The sequence below is a fragment of the Novosphingobium sp. P6W genome (assembly GCF_000876675.2).
GTDB lineage: Bacteria > Pseudomonadota > Alphaproteobacteria > Sphingomonadales > Sphingomonadaceae > Novosphingobium.
Window position 1 is genome coordinate 3,038,785 of the sequence record NZ_CP030352.1, and the last position, 18,987, is coordinate 3,057,771.

Genomic DNA, 18,987 nt, shown 5'->3' on the forward strand with positions numbered 1-18,987 from the left:
CCGCTCTTAGAGAGTCAATCGAGGCCTGTCATTAGCAGCCGCGCTGGGGTATGGGGCCGCCCGTCATGAGCGAAATCGAAACCTCCGCCCCGACCCTGGGACAAGCCCCGCAGCCCAAGCCCTGGATCGAGGCTATCCACGCCTATGTTCCCGGTAAGTCCAAGGGCAAGGACGGGAAGCCGCTCATCAAGCTGTCCGCCAACGAAAACCCGCTGGGCACCAGCCACGCCGCGCTTGCCGCGAAGGCGCAGGCGCCCGCGCTCTATCCCGATCCCGACAGCACCGCACTGCGCACCGCGATCGGCGCGGCACACGGGATCGACGCTGCCCGCGTGGTGATGGGCACCGGCTCGGACGAACTGCTCAACCTCATCGCGCAGGGCTATGCCGGGCTGGGCGATGAAGTGATCTACGTGCGCTACGGCTTTGCGGTCTACGACATCGCGGCCCGCCGCTGCGGTGCGACGCCAGTGGTGGCGCCCGATGCCGATTACGGCACCGATGTCGACGCGCTGCTGGCGCTGGTGACGGACAAGACCCGCGTGATCTTCGTCGCCAACCCCAACAACCCGACCGGCTCCTACCTGCCCGGCGGCGAGATCGCGCGGCTGCATGCCGCCTTGCCTGCCGACGTGGTTCTGGTGATCGACCAGGCTTACGGCGAATATGTCGCCCCCGAAGACAGCGACGGCGCGCTGGCACTGGCCGGCACACATGACAACGTGCTGGTCACCCGCACCTTCTCCAAGATCTTCGGCCTTGCCGGAGAGCGGATCGGCTGGGCCACCGGCGCGCCGGGCCTGATCGCCACGCTCAACCGCATTCGCGGGCCCTTCAACGTGCCCGCCACCGGCCAGGCGATGGCGCTGGCCGCGCTGGGCGACGGCGCCTTCGTCGAAGCCAGCCGCATCCACAACCGCGATGAGCGCGCGCGCTTCGTCCACAAGCTGGACGCGCTGGGCAACCACGGCCTGCGCCCCTTGCCCAGCCAGGCGAATTTCGTGCTGGTCCTGTTCGAAGGCGCGCTCACTGCCGAGGCCGCTTTCGACGGCCTTGCGGATCGCGGCTATATCGTACGCTGGCTCCCCGGACAGGGCCTGCCGCAGGCCCTGCGCATCACCATCGGCAAAAGCGAAGACATGGACGCCATCGCGGACGGCCTGCGCGAAATGGCGGAAAGCGCGAAGTGACCTTCGCCCGGATCGCCATCATCGGCCTTGGCCTGCAAGGCGGCTCGATCGGCCTCGCGGTGCGGGAATACCTGCCCGAGGCGCGGACCACCGGGTACGACCTCTCACCCCAGCACCGTGCCCGCGCCGCCGCGCGCGGCCTGGTCAACACAGTGTGCGAAACCGCCGCCGATGCCGTGCGCGAAGCTGACCTGGTGATCTTCTGCGTGCCGCCCGGCGCCATGGGCATGGCCGCCGAGCAGGTGCGCGAAGCGCTCCCCGCAGGCGCCCTCGTCAGCGACGTCGGCTCGTCCAAGGAAGCCATCGCCAAGGCCCTGGGCGAAGCGCTGCCCGGCCACATCGTGATCCCCGCCCACCCGGTCGCCGGCACCGAGAATTCCGGCCCGGACGCCGGCTTCGCGCACCTGTTCCGCAACCGCTGGTGCATCGTCACCCCGCCGGCCAAGGTCGACATGGTCATGCTCTCGCAGCTTGTGGGCTTCTGGGAAGCGCTGGGCGCCAATGTCGAGATCATGACGCCGGGTCACCACGACCTCGTGCTCGCCGTGACCAGCCACTTGCCGCACCTTATCGCCTACACCATCGTCGGCACCGCGTCCGACCTTGAGGACGTGACGCAAGGCGAGGTCATCAAGTACTCGGCCGGCGGCTTTCGCGACTTCACCCGCATCGCCGCGTCCGACCCGACGATGTGGCGCGACGTGTTCCTTTCGAACAAGGAAGCGGTGCTGACCATGCTCCAGCGCTTCACCGAGGACCTGACCGCGCTGCAACGCGCGATCCGCGTGGGCGACGGCGACAAGCTGTTCGACCAGTTCGCCCGCACCCGCGCGATCCGCCGCTCGATCATCGAGGAAGGCCAGGACGATGCCCGCGCCGATTTCGGCCGCGGGGATCATGAAGGTGTCGCAGCCGGCAAGGCATGATGCCCACCGGCAGGGCATAACGCATATTTAACCCACGCCCCGGGAGCCTGAAGCGTTTTCGGGCTTTTGAGCGGTGCATCCCCGCTCAAGGACGTCGCCGCCCATGCAGCTTTCCATTGTCACTACCCTCGATTACGCCGTGCGCGGCCCGGTCGATGTTCTCCTCCAGATAGAGGCGGCCATGATCCCTGAGCAGCGCGTGATGCAGGCGCGCATCGACCTGCCGCAACTGGACCATTTCGCCCGCGTTTCGGCGCAGGCCGATATCGGCGAACGCATCTGGCTGCGCACCGCCGCTCCGCTGCAGGTTCGCTACGAAGCCACCGTCTCGGTCGAACGGATGCTGGCGGACGTGGACACCCTCCCCGCCATGCCCACGTATCTTCTACCGGGCGAGACGGTCGATTACCTGATGCCCTCGCGCTACTGTACGTCGGACACGTTCCATGAATTCGTCGAGAACGAGTTCGGCCACCTGCAGGGCGGCGCCCGCGTCGCCGCCATCCGCGACCGGATCGCCGCCACCCTCACTTACGAGCCGGGTTCGAGCGATGCCTTCACCACCGCCGCCGACACCTTCAAGAGCTGCCGGGGCGTGTGCCGCGACTATGCGCACCTGATGATCGCCCTGGTCCGCGCCAGTGCCATCCCCGCGCGCTTCGCCAGCGTCTATGGCCTGGGTGTGGAGCCGCAGGACTTCCATGCAGTGGCCGAGGTATTCCTCGACGGGGCCTGGCACATCGTCGACGCCACCGGCATGAGTTCGCCCGACCGCATCGCCAAGATCGGCGTCGGGCGCGATGCCGCCGACGTATCGTTCCTCTCCAGCTTCGGCGATGTCGAAATGCTGTCGCAGTCCGTCGTGGTCAACGAACTGGTGCCCGCCTGAACGGGCTGGCTGCCGGTGGAGCCTCGCCTAGACGTTCAGCACGTTGATGGCCGTCATCACCCGCGCCTCGATCTCCTCGCGCGGGAGGCCGGGTTCGATGCGCTCGCCCACGCGCACGGTGATCGTGCCGGGCTTCTTCCAGCGCCGGTGATACAGCCGCCCGCTGTTCACCGCCACCGGCACCACGGGCAGCCCCAGCAGCTTGTAGACCCCGGCGAAACCGGACTGCAACGGCGGGCGCTGGCCAGTGGGCACGCGGGTGCCTTCAGGGAAGATCGCCAGCGTCCGCCCCTTTGCCGCGAAACCGCGCGCGCTGGATATCATTTTGCGCAGGGCCCGCGCACCTTCGCCGCGCTCCACCACGACGGCGCCGTAGCGCCGTGCCGCCCAGCCCCAGCCGGGCAGTTCGGTCAGTTCGGCCTTAGGGAAAGGCGCGGGGTGGCGCATCTGCGCGGGCAGGTCGATCGCCTCGTAGAAGCTCTCGTGCTTCATGGCGACCAGCACGCCGCCGTCCGGCATCTCGCCCTCCACGACAACGCGGATGCCCAGCAGCCAGCGCGCGCAGAGGCGGTGATACAGGCTCCAGCCGCGCGCGCTGCGCCGCATCAGTTCCTCGTTGACGAAGGAAGCCAGGCCGGTGGCGATCACGAAGAAGATCGTGCCCAGATAGAAGGTGACGTAGAACAGCAGGCTGCGCACCACGTCCAGCGGCGTGGCGGGCGAATCGATCTTGGTCACAGGGCTTCCCAGAGGTTGAGCGCGGCACGGGCCAGCAGCTTGTGGTATTCGAGGAACAAGGTGCCAAGGCTGGGGTGCGAGGGCACTCCATCACGTTCCAGCCTGACGTCGTTCGGAAATTCGCGGCCGATTTCCAACGCGGCCCGGCGCATGTGCCAGTCCGCCGTGACTAGCCGCACCGATTTCGCCCCGCGCTCGTTAATCCACTGTGCCGCCTCGATGGCGTTGGAGCGGGTATCGTAAGCGCGGTAGCCAAGCGTCACGCAGCACTTCATCAGACGCTGCGGAACCCGGAACTGCACCGCGAACTCACGCGGGCGCACTTCGCGGTCCACGCCGGAAACCAGCAGGCCGGGCGCCTTGCCTGCCTCCAGCACCTTGAGCGCATGTTCGATCCGCCCCTGGCTACCGGTCAGCACGATGATCGCATCGGTGCGCACATCGGCAGACAGCGGCCCCGGCAGCGCTATGGCGAACCACAGGAACCCGAAGAGCCAGATCAGCACGATGAAGGCGGTTAAGCGACGGAACATGATATAGGCTATATAGGACTTGGAGCCTGCTTCGAAAGCCGCCAAACGGCGACTATCGTGTCCTTTCTGAGCAAGCTCTCAGTACGGACGAAAGCAGGCATCAAAGCATTTGCCGCAAGGCGTGCAGCACGGTCAGCCGCGCGGTCAGCATCGCCAGCAGCGTCGCCAGGATCGGCACCACCGCCAGCAGCAGCCAGTCGCTCCAGATCAGCGCGCCATTGTCGACCAGCCCCGCGCCCAGCCCCGAGAACCGCCGGGCGAGCGAAAGGATCACCACCAGCGCCAGCGCCAGTCCCACCGTGCCGCCCCCGGCCGCATCGTAGCCGATGGAGCGCTGGAACACGCGGGCCACCTGCGCATCGGTGCCGCCCAGCAGGTGGACGATTTCAATGGTATCGCGGTTGGCACCCAGCGCCGATCGCGCCGCCAGCAGCACGGCCGCCGCCAGCGCCATGGCCAGCAGCGCCACCAGCGCGATCGAAAGCCATTGCAGCGATACCATCGCCTCGAAGACCGGACGCAGCCAGTTGGACTGCGCATCGATCCGGGCCGACGGCGCCACCGGCATCACCCGCTTGCCGATCGCGGCGAGCTGGGCCGGCGTGGCCGGGCCTTTCAGGCGCACGTCGATCAGCGCGGGCACGGGGATCGCGGCGCCCGTAGCTGCGGCGATCCCCGTGCCCAGCCAGGGTTCGATCAGCGCGTCCAGTTCCTCCTGCGGCACCAGCCTGAGGCCGGCGATGCCGGGCATGGACTTCATAGCCTTCGCCGCGCGCGCGGCCTGCGCGGCGCGGATGTCGGCGCGCGGCTCGATGATCTGGACGGTCACGCCGCCCTCGATCTCTGCCCGCGCCGAGGACACGGCGTTGCCCAGCGCCAGCCCGGCGGCCAGCGCGATGGCGGTCATCGCCACCATGATCGCGATCACCCAGGGCATCGGCCCGGACATGCGCGCCTGCGGAATGATGTCCACCGCACGGCCGCCGCGCAGTCGGCGCCCGAAATCGACCAGCCTTTTCATGTCAGCTTCCGGGGCGGATAGCGCAGGGCGCCCGTGGGATCGGAAAGGCGCCCCCGGTCCAGCCGCATAATGAGGCTGTCGGGCACCTTGCGCAGCAGGTCGAGATCGTGGGTGGCGACCACCACGGTCGTCCCCTGCCGGTTGAGCATTTCGAACAGCCGCATCAGCTTCATGGCCATATCGGGATCGACGTTGCCGGTCGGCTCGTCCGCCACCAGCATCGCCGGACGCGCGATCACCGCGCGGGCGATGGCGACGCGTTGCTGCTCGCCGCCCGAAAGCGTGGCGGGGCGCGCGTCGATACGGTCCGCCAGGCCCACCCATTCGAGGATATCACGCACCGGCCCGGCAAGATCGCGTTCCTGGTGCCCGGCGACGCGCAGCGGCAGCGCCACGTTGTCGAAGGCGGAAAGGTGTTCCACCAGCCGGAAATCCTGGAACACCACGCCGATCCGGCGGCGCAAGGCAGGCAGACGCCCGCGCGGGAGGGTGATGGCGTCGGTCCCGAACATGCGGATCGCCCCGCGCGAAGGACGCTGCGCAAGGTACAGCAGCCTGAGCAGCGAGGTCTTGCCCGCGCCGCTCGCCCCGGTGAGGAAATAGAACCGCCCCGGGAACAGCGTGAACGTCAGATCGCTCAGCACCTCGCGTTCGGTGCTGTAACGAAGTCCGACATTGTCGAAATGGATGATTTCGCCGTCCGCGGTCATGCTCGTCTAAAATGTTGTCTCAGTCGGGCCGAACGGGCGACGTAAAGCCCTATAGCCTCCCTTGCATGTGGAAAAAAGGGCGTCAGAGCGCGAACCCACAGGTCGGGCGCTTGTCGCGCGCGATGCAACCGTGCTTATGAGAGAGATCATGATCATCGCCTGCCCTGCCTGCTCTACGCGATATGCGGTTCCGGACAGTGCGATCGGCCTGGAAGGCCGTACCGTGCGCTGTGCCAAGTGCCGCCACAGCTGGTTCCAGGAAGGTCCCGAAGCCGCGGAAGCCGTGCAGGAAGCCGCACCGGCAATGCCTGCACCCGAACCCGCCCCGGCCCCGCAGGAAGCCTCGCTCCCGCCGCCGCCGCTTCGCGCCGCCGCTGCGCCGCGCCCGGCCGTCGTCATCCCCCGCGCGCCGGAACCCGCTGCCGCCCCGCCCATGCCCGAGCCGGTCGCCGCCAGCCGCGCATCGGCAGCGAGTGAAGCACCGGCCGCTCCGCCGCGCCGCGAACAACGCCCCGCGCCCGTCACTTACGACGACACCGCGACCAAGCACTACGCCGACGAAACCACCTCCAGCTTCGATTTCTCGCCCCCGTTCCGGCCGCGCCGCAACTGGGCGCGGATCGGCACATACGGCGCGGTTGCCTTCGCCATAGCGACGCTTGGCCTTGCCGGCGCCGTCGCCTGGGGCGGCATCCCGGACTGGCTGCCGATCCCCCACGCAACTTTCCAGCGCGCCCAGCCGGACCTCAAGCTGGACTTCCCGCGCGGCCGCCAGGACCGCAAGCCGCTCCCCGACGGCACGGAATTCTTCAGCGTCAGCGGCACGATCAGCAATATCGGCGCGCAAAGCCGCAGCGTTCCCTCGCTGCTGGTAGTCCTTCGCGACCAGCGTGAGACGATCGTCTACGAAAAGGAAGTCGTGCCGGCCAAGCGCCAGCTCGCCCCCGGGGAGACGATAACGGTGAACGAAGCGCTCACCGACATCCCCAAATCCGCCGCCGCCGCTGAAATCGGCTGGAAACCAGATTGATCCCCGCAAAGTCCTGATCCGGGACGAAAGTCCGTGCCGGTGACAAATCATTCATTTGCCCGGTGCAGTTAGCATCCGCACAATTCGTGATGGGGACTTACGGATAGCGGGGCGATTCTTAAAGTGCAGGCTCTCTTGAGGCTCAGACGCAAAGCCTGGTTGAGCCGGTACGGCGCCGATTCGGCACTCGTATCGTGCATTCTGGGAATGATGGGCGCCTGCACCGCATCCGGTGCCAGTGCGCAGGACATGCCGGCCGGTGACGGCGCCATTTCCGTGCAGAAACGCCCCCGGCCCGAACTGGACCCGGTGCCGATCCGCTTCGGCGGGTTCGAAGCGCTGCCCTCGGCGGAACTGCGCACGGCCTATGACGACAATATCTATGCCGGAAACACCAACAAGGTCGACGATGCGCTCGTCACCCTTTCCTCCGGTATCGCCGCCCGGTCGACGTGGAGGCGCCATGCCGTTTCGCTCAACGCAACCGCCGGGCTGACCCGCGGCCTGTCGCAGAACAATGAAAACACCAACACCTACGATGTCCTGGCGGGCGGCCAGCTGGACATCGGGGCAGGCACCCAGGCCTCGCTGCGCGCCGAATACTCGCGCGCCTACGAACCGCGCGGTTCGGTTGGCGACACCACGCTGCGCGGCCCCCGCATCGCCTACAACACCCTGGAACTGGGCGTGCAGCTGGAACACAATGCCGGCCGCCTGCTGCTGGGGGCGGAAGCATCCCTGGATACATTCCACTACGGCTCCTACCGCGTGGCGGGCGCACAGATCGCGCAGGGAGAGCGCGATTACCGCACCTGGTCCACATCGCTGCGCGCCGGCTACGCCATCGGCCCCGGCATCGCCGCCTTTGTCGAAGGCAGCTACAACAAAGCCCGCTACCCCGACGAGACGACCTCGCTGGACCGCAGTTCGGATGGCTATTCGGTGCGCGGCGGCGTGCAGTTCGGCGTCACCCGCCTGATCCGGGGCCGCGCCGCCATCGGCTACCAGAACCAGCGCTACGACGACCCCGCATTCCCACGCATCAAGGGCCTCGATTTCGCCGGCAGCCTGGAATGGAACCCGACCAAGCTGATGACCTGGACGGTCGAGGCGAAGCGCACGATCCAGCGCTCCCCGCTCGTCGGCGTCGCCGGCATTCGCCAGAGCCGCTATTCCGGGAAACTGGACTACGAACTGCGCCGTAACGTCATCCTCACCACCCGCCTCGACCAGACCGTCAGCGACTATGCCGGAACCCAGCGGGTGCAACGGGATCTGGCCGGATCGCTGGGCGCGGAATGGCTGCTCAACCGCAATTTGCGCGTTTCGGCGCAGGGCGGTTTCCAGCGGACCCGCAGCGACGGCTCCGGCGGCCGCAGGTTTGACCGCAAGCGTGTCTCGGTGTCGCTCAGGTACGCGCTATGACACGCCTGGTGCGCCTCGCGTCGGACCCGCTCGCCTGGCGCATCGTCATCGCCGCCGCGCTCGCCCTCGCGGTCCTGATATTCGCGCGCCTGCCCAGCGACATCCCGCACCGCACGGCCCGCTTCGTCGCGGCCTTCACGTCCCCGGCAGAAGCTGAGGCGGAAATCCCGCCCCTCCCCCTTGTCCCGCCGCCGCCGCTGCCCGATCCCGCGCAAAGCATGCCCATCGCCGCAGACGCCGCGCGCCTGTCCAACGCGCAGGTTCCCATCGCAGACCCGCAACCCGCCCTGCCCGCGCCGTTCCGCTTCGTCGGCGCGCCCGATGCACACCTGCGCGCCCGTGACTGTCTCGCCGTCGCCGCCTGGTACGAGGCGGGCGACGATCCTTCGGGAGAGCGGGCGGTGGTCCAGGTCGTCCTCAACCGCGTGCGCCACCCGGCCTTTCCCAACAGCGTCTGCGCGGTAGTATTCCAGGGATCGCAGCGCCAGACCGGTTGCCAGTTCACCTTTACCTGCGACGGCTCGCTCGCGCGGATTCCGTCGCCGCCCGCCCTCACCCGCGCCCGCGCCATTGCCGAAGCAGCGCTGTCAGGCGCGGTCGACGCCCGGGTTGGACTGGCGACGCACTATCACGCCGATTACGTGGTCCCCCGGTGGCGCGACGGCCTGGTCAAGATAGCCCAGCAGGGCGCCCACCTGTTCTACCGCTGGCCCGGCTATTGGGGCTCAGCCGCCGCCATGTCGCGCGGTTCGGGCTCCGGAATGGAAGACCCCCAGCCTGCCCTCGCCGCACTGTCGGAAATGCATGATCCCGCAGCGGTGCCGGCCATCGCCGTGCCGCAGATCCTGTTCGAACCCGTTCCCATCGCCATGCCCCCGGCGCCTCAGCCCTCCAGCCATTCCGCACTCGAAATGCAGCTGGACCCCGCGGCCCCGCCCGGCAGCTACGCGCTCAAGGCGCTGGCGCTGTGCGGCAGTCTGGCGGAGTGCCGCGTGGCCGGCCGCCTTGGCGAGGCGGGCAATATCGCTTTCGTCTACGTGCGCATGGCCCGCACCCGCAGCGAAGGCGCCTACTGGGACTGCGCCCGTTTCTTGCGCAGCGACCGCGCCCAGTGCCTTCCCGGCGGACAGGCGCTCGACCGCCTGCTCACCGTCAGCTGACCGCGCGCCCGCCCATGTACGCAGACCATCCCGTCCACGACGATCTGCCCGAGCCGCCCCCGCCCACGCCCGACCAGATGCGCATGATCGCAGCCCTCGTTCGGCCCCACGCACGCTCGCTTGCTCTTGTCGCAGGTCTCACGCTGGCCAGCTCGGCGACGACGCTCACCATCCCCTGGCTTGCCGGCAACCTCGCGGGAAAACTGATCGAGGCAGGCCCCTTGGGCACTACGCGGCTGGTCGTGCTGCTCGTACTGGCTTTCATTGCATCGGCAGCGCTCGCCGCGGTCGTCCAGATCGTGTCGGGTAACACTGCCGCGCGCCTCCTCGCGGACCTGCGCGCCAAGCTCTACGACCACCTCCAGTCCCTGCCCGTCGGATGGCACGTCGCGCACCGGCAGGGCGACGTGCTTGCGCTGATGACCACCGAAGTCGCGCATCTGGGCCACTTCCTCACCGGCACCCTGATCGGCGTACCGCCCCTGCTGCTCACGGCTGCCGGCGCTGCCGTGCTGATGCTGCGGATTGACGCCTCGCTGGCCCTGCTCGTGCCGTTGTTGATCCCGATCTACGTGATACTGCTCAAGCTTGTCGGGCGCCGCATGCGGGTTCTGGCCGAGCGCGAGCAGAACGCCGAGGCACAGGTTCTGGCGCTGGCCGAAGACAATCTCGGTGCCATTTCCGCCATCAAGGGTTTTGCGCGCGAAGACCTCGAAAGCACCCGCTACCGCAGCCGCGTGGAAACTGCTCGCCTCTATGCGGTCCGGTTGATCCGCATCCAGTCCATCGTCGAGCCGGTTAGCGCGCTCGTCGCCTCGCTGGCTTCGCTCGGCCTGCTGATGATGATTGGCGACCATTTGCATCAAGGCCGCCTTTCCGGGCAGGAGCTGTTCTCTTTTCTGTTCTACGCCGCGCTCCTCACCCGCCCTGTCGGCGAACTTGCCGAGACCTGGGGGCAGGTCCAAGTGACGCGCGGCACCCTGGCCCGCATGGCAAGCGTGCTGGCCACCGCGCCCGAGCCCGGCTACGCCGTTGCGAACCGGATGCCGCCGCTGCGGGGCGCAATCCGCTTCGAAAAGGTAGACTTCGCCTATCCCGGCCGCAGCCGCGTCCTGCGCGGCTTCGACCTCGATATCGCGGCGGGCGAAAAGATCGCCATTCTCGGCGACAACGGCGCCGGCAAGACGACGATCGTTGCCTTGCTACTTCGCCTTTACGACTGCCAGTCCGGGCGCATCACCATTGATGGCAACGACATCACAGGGGTATCGGTGCAGGATCTGCGCGCGCAGATTTCCGTAGTTCCGCAGCGAGCCCAGCTGTTAAGCGGCACCGTGCGCGAGAACATCGCCTTCGGCCGCCACGGCGCCAGCCGCGCCGATATAGAGGAAGCCGCACGCCGGGCCGACGCCTGGGACTTCGTGAACGCGCTGCCTCAAGGCTTCGAGACCCAGATCGGGGATCGCGGCGTGCGGCTGTCCGGCGGTCAGGGCCAACGCATAGCGCTCGCCCGCGCGCTGCTGAAGGATGCTCCGATCGTCGTGCTCGACGAAGCGACCTCGATGTACGATCCTCATGGAGAGGAACGCTTCGTCGAAACCTGCACCCGTATTCTGCAAGACAAGACGGTAGTGATCATCACGCACCGGCCGGCAAGCGTGGCATTGGCAGATCGGGTCGTGCGGATCTGAGCCGCGGACGCGGCCGGTTATTCCAATGTTTCGAAAAAAGCGGGAAGGGAATAGAACTCGGGCCATTGCCCCAGCCCCTTTACTGTCGCCGCCGCAAGCGCTGCACCCGGCAGTTCACTTTTACTTCGGCCCGCACATGATGAGAGGGCGGGGGAGCCATGCTCCCCCGCCCTCTTCTCCCCGGTTATTCTTTGTCCCGGACGGCCTGCGAAGGCTCAGAAATAGCGCTCCAGCACTCGGATCGTATCACCGGGCATTACTGCCACGGCCTGGTCGGAATAAAGCTCAACCGACTTTTCCGCCGGATCGGAGGTACGGCGCAGGTTAACCCGGCGGGCATTGGCGCGGTAGCTGAAGCCGCCCGCCGCAGCCACTGCCTGCTCGATCGTGCGACCTGCAACATAAGGATATTCGCCCGGCTTCTGCACTTCGCCCATGATGTAGTAGGGGCGATAATTAAGCACCTCTACGCTGACCCGGGGGTCGGTCATGTAACCCTCGCCAATGCGGGCCGTGAGCGCCTTGGTCACCTCGCTTACGGTCTGACCGCCTGCCGAAACCATGCCGATCAGCGGGAAGGCGATGTCGCCTGCGCTGGACACGGCGTACTCACCCGACAAATTCGGCTCGTTGTAGACGGTTACGCGCAGCTTGTCCCCGGCACCCAGGCGGTAAGCGGCAAGGCCCTGCTGTGCCTCGGCAGCGCCAAGCGGCGGCGCGCTCGATGTCGCGCAGCCCTGGCTCAGCACCGCCAGCGCCCCGGCTGCGGCAAAGCCGGCCCATCGTCCGCGCAGGCTGCAGATCATCTTCACCCCTGATTCTCCGTGCAAGCAAATCTCGCCTCCAAGCATTCCTCACAAGGATCACCAAGACAAGCATCAATGCAATGTTACAAAAATATAATTTCAGTTCTTTCTCAAATATTACCTCTTAAAATCCACCATAGATCGACTTCACGCCGAACCCGTGATGTTACATTTTTGAAATGCTATGAAGTCCGACTTGTCGATGTAGTCATTGTTGAACGAAACTATGTCCGAATCCGGATGATCTGTGGTGACACTCCGGTATGAACGGATGGTAACAGCTTGAACAAGTCGGTTGTCCTTGCACCCCAGCCGGGGTCTCTCGTCCCCGCGACACGACCCGCTGCGGCGCATGCGCCGGCCGACCGGGTTGATCCCGGCCTGCTGCTGGCCTTCCTGCGGCGGCGCTGGCCGCTGATCCTGGGCGTGCTGCTGCTATGCCTGGCCGCGGGCCTCGTGATCACCGCACGCCAGACGCCAACGTACCTTTCCACTGCGGAAGTCACGCTCGACGCCAAGGTCGAGCCGATCGCACCGCTCTCCGAGGACGACCGTCTGGCCGCACAGGGAAGCCTGGGCGAAACCTATATCGACACACAGGTTGAGGTCATGACCTCGAGCCACAACGTCGCCGGTGTCGTCGACCGTCTCGGCCTCGCCCGGGACCGCCGCTTCATGCAGGAAGGCGTCAACGCCGCCGGCGCACGCGACGCGGCCATCGCCTATGTAGAGGACGGCGTCACCGCATTTCGCTCCGGCGCGACCTACACGATCAGCGTCGCCTTCGAGAGCGAGGACCCGGCAGAGGCCGCACGCATCGCCAACGCCTTTGCCGAGCAGTATACGCTGGGCACCCTGGCCGACAAGGAAACCGGCGACGGCAAGGCGCTCAAGGAAGTCGGCGCGCGCATGGAAGCCGCGCGTATCCAGGCTTCGGCCGATGCCGCCACGCTGTCGCGCTATCGCCTCGCGCACAACCTGCCGACCACCACAGACCGTTCGCTTACCGAGCAGGAAATCTCCGCCTACAACCAGCAGGTCACCGAGGCCCGCGCCCAGGCTGCGGAGGACACGGCGCGTCTTGCCACCGCCCGCCAGCAGCTTGGCATGGGCTCGGCCGGCGACGACGTGGGTGAAGCGCTGGGGTCCGGCGTCGTCGCCTCCCTACGCCAGCAGCAGGCAGGCTACGCCGCTGAAATCGCATCGCTTTCCAGCAAGTATGGCCCGCGCCACCCCGATCTGCTGCGCGCGCGCAGCCAGCTCGATGCAGTGACCGGCCAGATTCGCGATGAAATCGGCCGGGTCATTTCCAATCTTTCGGCCAAGGCCGCTGTTTCGCAAAAGCGTCTCGATTCGCTGACGGGTTCGCTCAACGTCTCGCAAGGTGCGCTGCGGCGCGATAACGTCGCGATGGTTGACCTTCAGGATATCGACCAGCGCGCGCAGGCATCGAAGTCGCTCTACGACAACTACTTGTCCCGCTACAAGGAACTGGCAGCGCGCATCGGCATACGCCAGCCCGAAGCCCGTGTCCTGCACCCCGCCCTGCCGAGCGAAACGCCGGCGCGGCCCAACTTCCTGCTCAACATGGTGCTCTCCGGCGCGCTGGGACTGGCTCTTGGCATCATCTGCGCCATCACCGCCGAGATGATGTTCAGCGGCCTGACCTCCGGCGAGGATGTCGAACGGCGACTGGGCGTGCACTATCTCTGCTCGGTTCCCGAACTCACCTCGGTCCTCTCCCGCAAGGAGCGCGGCGGCGTCGCCGGTGATCCGGTGGAGGCGGTTATCGATCATCCGCGCTCTGCGTTTGCCGAAGCCTTTCGCAACTTGCGCGCCTCGATCGCCTTCGCGGTCGAAAACCCCCGCATCATCGCCATCACCTCGGCCCTGCCGTCCGAAGGGAAGACCACCGTCGCGCTGTGCCTCGCCCGTTCGATGGCCAGCGGTTCCGACCGCATCCTGCTGATCGACTGCGACGTGCGGCGACGCGGGGTAAGCCGCTGGATCGGCGGCACGCGCGAGGTCGGCCTGCTCGAAGTGCTGCGCGGAGAAGTGCAGCTTGAAGATGCGCTGGTTACCGATACGCGAACCGGGCTTTCGGTCCTGCCACTCAGCAGTTCGGCGCAGGAAGACCATGCCCTGCTGACCGGCACCGGGATGGACACACTGCTGGCGCTGGCCGCCCAGTCCTTCGACGCGGTGATCATGGACACCGCGCCCGTGCTGCCGATGGCGGACGCCCGCCTGCTTCTGTGCAAGGCCGATGCCTCCATCATCGCCGCGCGCTGGCGCCGTACGCCCGAAGCCGCCGTGCGCTCACTGCTGCGGATGCTGCCGGCAGGCTACGTCGGCCTGGCCGGCATGATCCTCACCCGGGTCGACGTTCGCAAGCAGGCCGCGTTCGGGGTCGATGAGAACGCCTTCTACAAGGCGTACAAGGACTACTATGCTTAACCTGCTGCCGACGGTCGCCGGCGAGGACGACGACGCATTGCTGGCCAGCGTGCGGCAACGCTATCGCAAGGTCGCCATCGTCCACTACTGGCTGGTGACGATGCGCGGCGGCGAGCGGGTGGTCGAGCGGCTGCTACACCTTTTTCCCGGCGCCGACATCTTCACCCATGTCTACGACGAATCGCGCGTTTCCCGCACGATCGCGCAGGCCAAGGTAACTACCAGCTTCATTCAGCGCCTGCCCGGCGCCGCTCGGCATTATCAGAAATACCTGCCGCTCATGCCCATGGCCCTCGAACAGCTGGATCTGCGCGGCTACGACCTCGTCATCAGCAGCGAGAGCGGTCCTGCCAAAGGCGTCATCACCGATCCCGATGCCATGCACCTTTGCTACGTGCATTCGCCGATGCGGTACTTGTGGGATCACTATCACCAGTACCGCGAGTCGACCGGCGCGTTCAACCGCGCGATCATGCCTTTCCTGTTCCACCGCCTGCGCACCTGGGACGTGGCATCCGCCTCGCGCGTCGATCGCTACGTCGCCAATTCGCGCTTCATCCAGCGGCGTATCGGCCGGGCGTGGGACAAGCCTTCGACCGTCGTGCATCCGCCGGTGGACGTCAGCCTTTTCTCGCCCTCGGCCCAGATCGATCAGAACTACCTGTGGGTGGGCCAGCTGGTGCCTTACAAACGGCCCGACCTGGCGGTGGAGGCATTCAACCGGCTGGGCCTGCCGCTGCTGGTAGTGGGCGAAGGGCCGATGGCCGCCGCATTGCGCCGCATGGCCGGGCCCAATGTGACGATCATCCCACGCCTCGATTTCGCATCGCTGCGCGCGCATTATGCCCGCTGCCGCGGCTTCGTTTTCACGGCGGAGGAAGATTTCGGCATCGTGCCGGTGGAAGTCATGGCTTCGGGCCGCCCGGTCATCGCCTTCGGCAAGGGCGGAGCGCTCGATTCCATCGTAGACCAGCAGACCGGGCTGTTCTTCGGTGAGCAAACCGTCGATTCGTTGATCGACGCCGTCTCGCGCTTCGAGGACTGGCTGCCCTCGTTCGACCCGGCGGTCGCCGTACTCCAGGCGAGCCGCTTCTCTCCTGCCGTCTTCGACTCCGGGATACTGCGGTCGCTGATGTGAACAAGCCGCCAAGACCGCTCCGGCAAGCTGGCACGCGGTTTGCGATGGGTTTTGCCGCCTGCGCCGCCCTTACCAGCAGTTGCAGCCAAGGTGCGCCTGCACAGACCTCGCCGCAGACCATGACGCTTGGCGTGCAAACCCACTTCGCGCAGGGCTGGCCGGCCACGCGCCTCGATCTTGCCCGCGAATCCGGTGCGCCGTCCTTGCGCGATTCGGTGCCATGGGCCCGCGTCGAGGCGGTGCCAGGCCGCTACAAGTTCGAAGGCCCCGGCGTCGCGGCACTGGACAGCTTCTGCCGAAAGGGCGGTTCGCTGCTGCTGGTCGCCGTGCCGCTCAACCCGCTTTACGACGGCGGCGGCGCCTTGCGCTCGGCGGATGCAAAAGCTGCGTTCGCCGGATACATCGCTGCGCTGCAAGACCACTTCGCTTCGTGCCTCGTCGCGATCGAGATCGGCAACGAGATCAACAGCATGAACTCACGCCAGCTTTTCCGCCCCGGGGAAACCGGCGCCGATCCGCTGCGTGAATATGTCGACCTGGTGCGCACCGCGCGGGAAACGCTGCGCACACGCGGCGGAACCGCAAAGATCCTTGGCGGATCGAGCAACATGATCGCAACCGGCTTTCTCGACTCGCTGTTCGCGCGCGGCCTGCTCGATGCTGCCGACGCCCTCGCGGTCCATCCCTATCGCTCGCAGGCGGAAAACCTGGATGTCGAGTTGGCGCATCTTGCCGATGTCATGCGCCGGCGCGGCAAGCCCCTGCCGGTCTGGGCCAGCGAGTTCAGCGACAATTATCCGATGCCCGAAATGGCCGCGCCGCAGCTGGTCAAGGCGGCGACCCTGCTTGCCGCCGGCGGGGTGGAGGCGGCCCACTGGTACGCGCTCGTCGACCAGAAGTGGTTCCGCAATATGGGCCTTTACGACGCCGATGGCCGCACCAAGCCCGCCGCGCAGGCATTCGGCCTCGTCCAACGCGACCTGCTGGTACACGGACGTCCCCAGCGCATCGATGTGGGTGATCCGAATGTGCGCCTCTATCGCTTCGGCACGGATGCCTGGGTGGCCTGGGGCGCTTCGGGACGGGTCGCCTTCGATGCCTCGGCCCGCCTTCTCGACGCACGCGGACAGCCGCTTTCCGGCACCGGGGCAGAGCTGAACAACGATCCGGTGATCGCCCTGCGATCCGCCCGCCCGACCTTCACGCCGGGGCCGGTGCTGGCCGACAGCCTGCTCGGCTATGGCAGCGGCGACTGGCGCTATCTGGCGCGCAAGGCGGACGGGACCGAGCGAACCCTCCCCTGGCTCGACGGCCAGTGGACCACTTACCACGGCGACCGCTTCCTGCGCCCGCTGTGGATCGGCGATGTCGCCGGCGCGCCCGCTGGGGAGGGAACGGGGGCCGTCCACGCCATCATCCGCTACACTGCCCCCGCCGCGCGCAAGGTTTCCATCGCCGTGTGCATCGACAAGCAAGCCGGCGGTGACGGCATCGACGTAGCGCTGCGACGCGGCAAGACAGACCTTGCCGCCGCACTTGTCACAGCGTCCCAGCGCTTTGCCGTGCGCGAAGTCGCGCTCGCGGCGGGCGATACTGTCGACCTTGTCGTAGGGCCCAACGTCAAGGCGGGCCGAGACGGCTTCCGCTACCGCATCCGCATATACGCCGAGCCGCACGTCCCCGCTGCGGACTGCCCGGCCCGCGCGGTTCCCGTTTACCCGGCCAAGATTTGAGAGACGCGCATGGAACTCACAATCATCGGCGCCGTCCAGCTCCTGCTCGGCCTGGCTCTTTTCGTCTTCGGATCGCTGCGCGGGCTGTTCGCGTTCGTGATGATATCGACCTTGTTCGGAGGCTCGGCCGCGGTCAACCTCACGGCGCTGGGCGGATCGTCGATCACGCCCGCCCACTTCGCGCTGGCGTTCCTGCTTCTGCGCTGCGTCGTGCCGGGCAGCGTTCCGCCCGGCAACCTCGTCGATGCCCTGCGCGGCAATGCATGGCTCGTGGCCTTCGTCCTCTACGGGGTCCTCGCCGCGCTGATCCTGCCGCGCGTCTTCGCGGGCGAGATCGACGTAACGCCCCTGCGCGGACAGATCCGCGCACGCTACGGCAGCGAACTCGCGCGTATTCTTGCCGCTGCGCCGCTGCGTTTCAGTCCCCAGAACGTAACCACGGCGGTCTATATGACCGGGACGCTGATGATGGCGCTGGCGGCACATACGGTACTGCGCTCTCGCCCCGCTGCGGCGGGCGCCGCAGGCACCGCTCCTGCGCCCACAAGCCGCATACTGGTGCGCACCGCCGCCACGATCGGGATCGTTCACGCCCTGCTCGGCTTCGCCAGCGTCGCGCTGCGCAATACCCCGGCCAACGTCGTTTTCGAATTCTTTCGCAACGGCAACTATGCCCAGCTCGACCATGAATGGAACGGCTTCGTGCGCATGAACGGCGTCTTGCCCGAAGCCTCGTCCTATGCCGCTTTCGCCGTGGTATGGTTCGTGTTCAATTTCGAATGCTGGCTGCGCAGGGTCGAGCCCCGGCGGACCGGACCAGCCGCCCTGTTGCTGGGCGCAGCGCTTGTCGCCAGTACCTCGTCCAGCGCCTATGTCGGCCTGGCGCTGTTCGGCACGATCCTGGCCGTGCGCGCAGCGGTGACGCCGCGCCTGTTCACGCTCGACCGACTGGCCTGGATGATCCTTGCAGGGCTTGCCGGCATGGTTCTGGTCAGCGCGATGCTGGTGCTGAACCCGGTGCTCGCAGCTGCACTGCGTGACCTGCTGGAACACATGACGCTCGACAAGGCCGGATCGTTCTCCGGCCGGCAGCGCCTGTTCTGGGCGGGCCAAGGGCTGGAGGCTTTCGTCGTCTCGCACGGATTGGGGATCGGCCCCGGCTCGTTCCGTTCGTCCAGTCTGGCGGCCGCTATCCTGGGTTCGGTGGGCGTGATCGGCGCTGCCGCTTTTGCCGGGCACTTCCTGCGCGCATTCAAGCCGCTGGCGCTGTCGACCTGGATGCGCAGCGGCGAGGCGGAACGCGATACCGCCGCAGCCGCTGCCTGGGCCATGCTGGTGGGCGTGGGCGTGGCCTCGGTATCGGCGCCAAGTTGCGACCCCGGCCTGACATTCGCCATCCTGTCCGGTTCGGCCATCGCCCTGCGCTCAGGCAGGCGCACCGCCGAAGCCGTGCCCGAGGATGCGGGTGATGCCGCGTTCGGCGCAGCACCCGCGCCGGCGTTCGGCCCGCTGCGCGTCCCCGTACCCGCCTGATCCGGCC

Annotated in this window: 16 protein-coding genes; 11 read left to right on the forward strand and 5 right to left on the reverse strand. The window is 67.1% G+C overall.

The features are described 5' to 3' along the window. The first annotated feature begins 65 nt into the window (after positions 1-65). The 3 genes from TQ38_RS14600 (at position 66) to TQ38_RS14610 (ending at position 3,005) form a co-directional block, all read left to right on the forward strand. Entirely contained in the window at positions 66-1,190 is a 1,125-nt protein-coding gene (locus TQ38_RS14600) for a histidinol-phosphate transaminase (protein ID WP_043971794.1), read from the forward strand. After that, positions 1,187-2,116 (forward strand): prephenate/arogenate dehydrogenase family protein, encoded by a 930-nt coding sequence (locus TQ38_RS14605; protein ID WP_043971476.1) that lies wholly within the window; start codon positions 1,187-1,189, stop codon positions 2,114-2,116. The genes TQ38_RS14600 and TQ38_RS14605 overlap by 4 nt, the downstream gene beginning before the upstream one ends. A gap of 103 nt (positions 2,117-2,219) precedes the next feature. Next, positions 2,220-3,005 (forward strand): transglutaminase family protein, encoded by a 786-nt coding sequence (locus TQ38_RS14610; RefSeq protein WP_043971478.1) that lies wholly within the window; start codon positions 2,220-2,222, stop codon positions 3,003-3,005. A gap of 27 nt (positions 3,006-3,032) precedes the next feature. On the opposite strand, the gene TQ38_RS14615 is transcribed toward TQ38_RS14610, so the two are convergent. The 4 genes from TQ38_RS14615 to ftsE all read right to left on the reverse strand — a co-directional run bounded on the left by TQ38_RS14615 (position 3,033) and on the right by ftsE (position 6,007). Beyond that, positions 3,033-3,743, reverse strand: coding sequence for a 1-acyl-sn-glycerol-3-phosphate acyltransferase (locus TQ38_RS14615; protein WP_240197897.1), 711 nt, complete (start codon positions 3,741-3,743; stop codon positions 3,033-3,035). Continuing rightward, entirely contained in the window at positions 3,740-4,276 is a 537-nt protein-coding gene (locus TQ38_RS14620) for a YdcF family protein (protein ID WP_043971799.1), read from the reverse strand. Before TQ38_RS14620 ends, TQ38_RS14615 begins: the two co-directional genes overlap by 4 nt. 100 nt (positions 4,277-4,376) lie before the next feature. Next, the gene (locus TQ38_RS14625; protein ID WP_043971479.1) at positions 4,377-5,297 is read right to left on the reverse strand and encodes an ABC transporter permease; all 921 of its coding nucleotides are present in this window, start codon (positions 5,295-5,297) and stop codon (positions 4,377-4,379) included. Further along, a complete protein-coding gene (gene ftsE, locus TQ38_RS14630) occupies positions 5,294-6,007 on the reverse strand; it encodes a cell division ATP-binding protein FtsE (protein ID WP_043971480.1) in 714 nt (237 codons plus the stop codon). Before ftsE ends, TQ38_RS14625 begins: the two co-directional genes overlap by 4 nt. Positions 6,008-6,155: 148 nt before the next feature. On the opposite strand from ftsE, the gene TQ38_RS14635 reads away from it, so the two are divergent. The 4 genes from TQ38_RS14635 to TQ38_RS14650 all read left to right on the forward strand — a co-directional run bounded on the left by TQ38_RS14635 (position 6,156) and on the right by TQ38_RS14650 (position 11,313). Then, positions 6,156-7,037: an MJ0042-type zinc finger domain-containing protein gene (locus TQ38_RS14635; protein WP_043971481.1), complete on the forward strand. Its 882-nt coding sequence runs from the start codon at positions 6,156-6,158 to the stop codon at positions 7,035-7,037. Between the two features lie 159 nt (positions 7,038-7,196). After that, entirely contained in the window at positions 7,197-8,462 is a 1,266-nt protein-coding gene (locus TQ38_RS14640) for an outer membrane beta-barrel protein (RefSeq protein WP_162792256.1), read from the forward strand. Then, the gene (locus TQ38_RS14645; RefSeq protein ID WP_043971487.1) at positions 8,459-9,622 is read left to right on the forward strand and encodes a cell wall hydrolase; all 1,164 of its coding nucleotides are present in this window, start codon (positions 8,459-8,461) and stop codon (positions 9,620-9,622) included. Before TQ38_RS14640 ends, TQ38_RS14645 begins: the two co-directional genes overlap by 4 nt. A 14-nt stretch (positions 9,623-9,636) precedes the next feature. Continuing rightward, on the forward strand, positions 9,637-11,313 hold the full coding sequence (locus TQ38_RS14650) for an ABC transporter ATP-binding protein (protein ID WP_043971489.1): 1,677 nt from the start codon (positions 9,637-9,639) through the stop codon (positions 11,311-11,313). A 215-nt stretch (positions 11,314-11,528) separates the two neighbouring features. On the opposite strand, the gene TQ38_RS14655 is transcribed toward TQ38_RS14650, so the two are convergent. Beyond that, entirely contained in the window at positions 11,529-12,119 is a 591-nt protein-coding gene (locus TQ38_RS14655) for a polysaccharide biosynthesis/export family protein (RefSeq protein ID WP_082057549.1), read from the reverse strand. Between the two features lie 282 nt (positions 12,120-12,401). Between TQ38_RS14655 and TQ38_RS14660 the strand changes: the two genes are divergently transcribed. Genes TQ38_RS14660 through TQ38_RS14675 form a run of 4 tightly spaced genes read left to right on the forward strand, consistent with a single transcriptional unit; the run spans position 12,402 to position 18,980 of the window. Next, complete coding sequence (locus tag TQ38_RS14660) at positions 12,402-14,576, forward strand: polysaccharide biosynthesis tyrosine autokinase (RefSeq protein ID WP_043971492.1); 2,175 nt, start codon at positions 12,402-12,404, stop codon at positions 14,574-14,576. Further along, positions 14,569-15,714: a glycosyltransferase gene (locus TQ38_RS14665; RefSeq protein WP_082057533.1), complete on the forward strand. Its 1,146-nt coding sequence runs from the start codon at positions 14,569-14,571 to the stop codon at positions 15,712-15,714. Before TQ38_RS14660 ends, TQ38_RS14665 begins: the two co-directional genes overlap by 8 nt. Positions 15,715-15,758: 44 nt before the next feature. Next, positions 15,759-17,447, forward strand: coding sequence for a hypothetical protein (locus TQ38_RS14670; RefSeq protein WP_043971494.1), 1,689 nt, complete (start codon positions 15,759-15,761; stop codon positions 17,445-17,447). A gap of 9 nt (positions 17,448-17,456) precedes the next feature. Then, complete coding sequence (locus TQ38_RS14675; protein ID WP_043971498.1) at positions 17,457-18,980, forward strand: hypothetical protein; 1,524 nt, start codon at positions 17,457-17,459, stop codon at positions 18,978-18,980. The last annotated feature ends 7 nt before the right edge of the window (positions 18,981-18,987 follow it).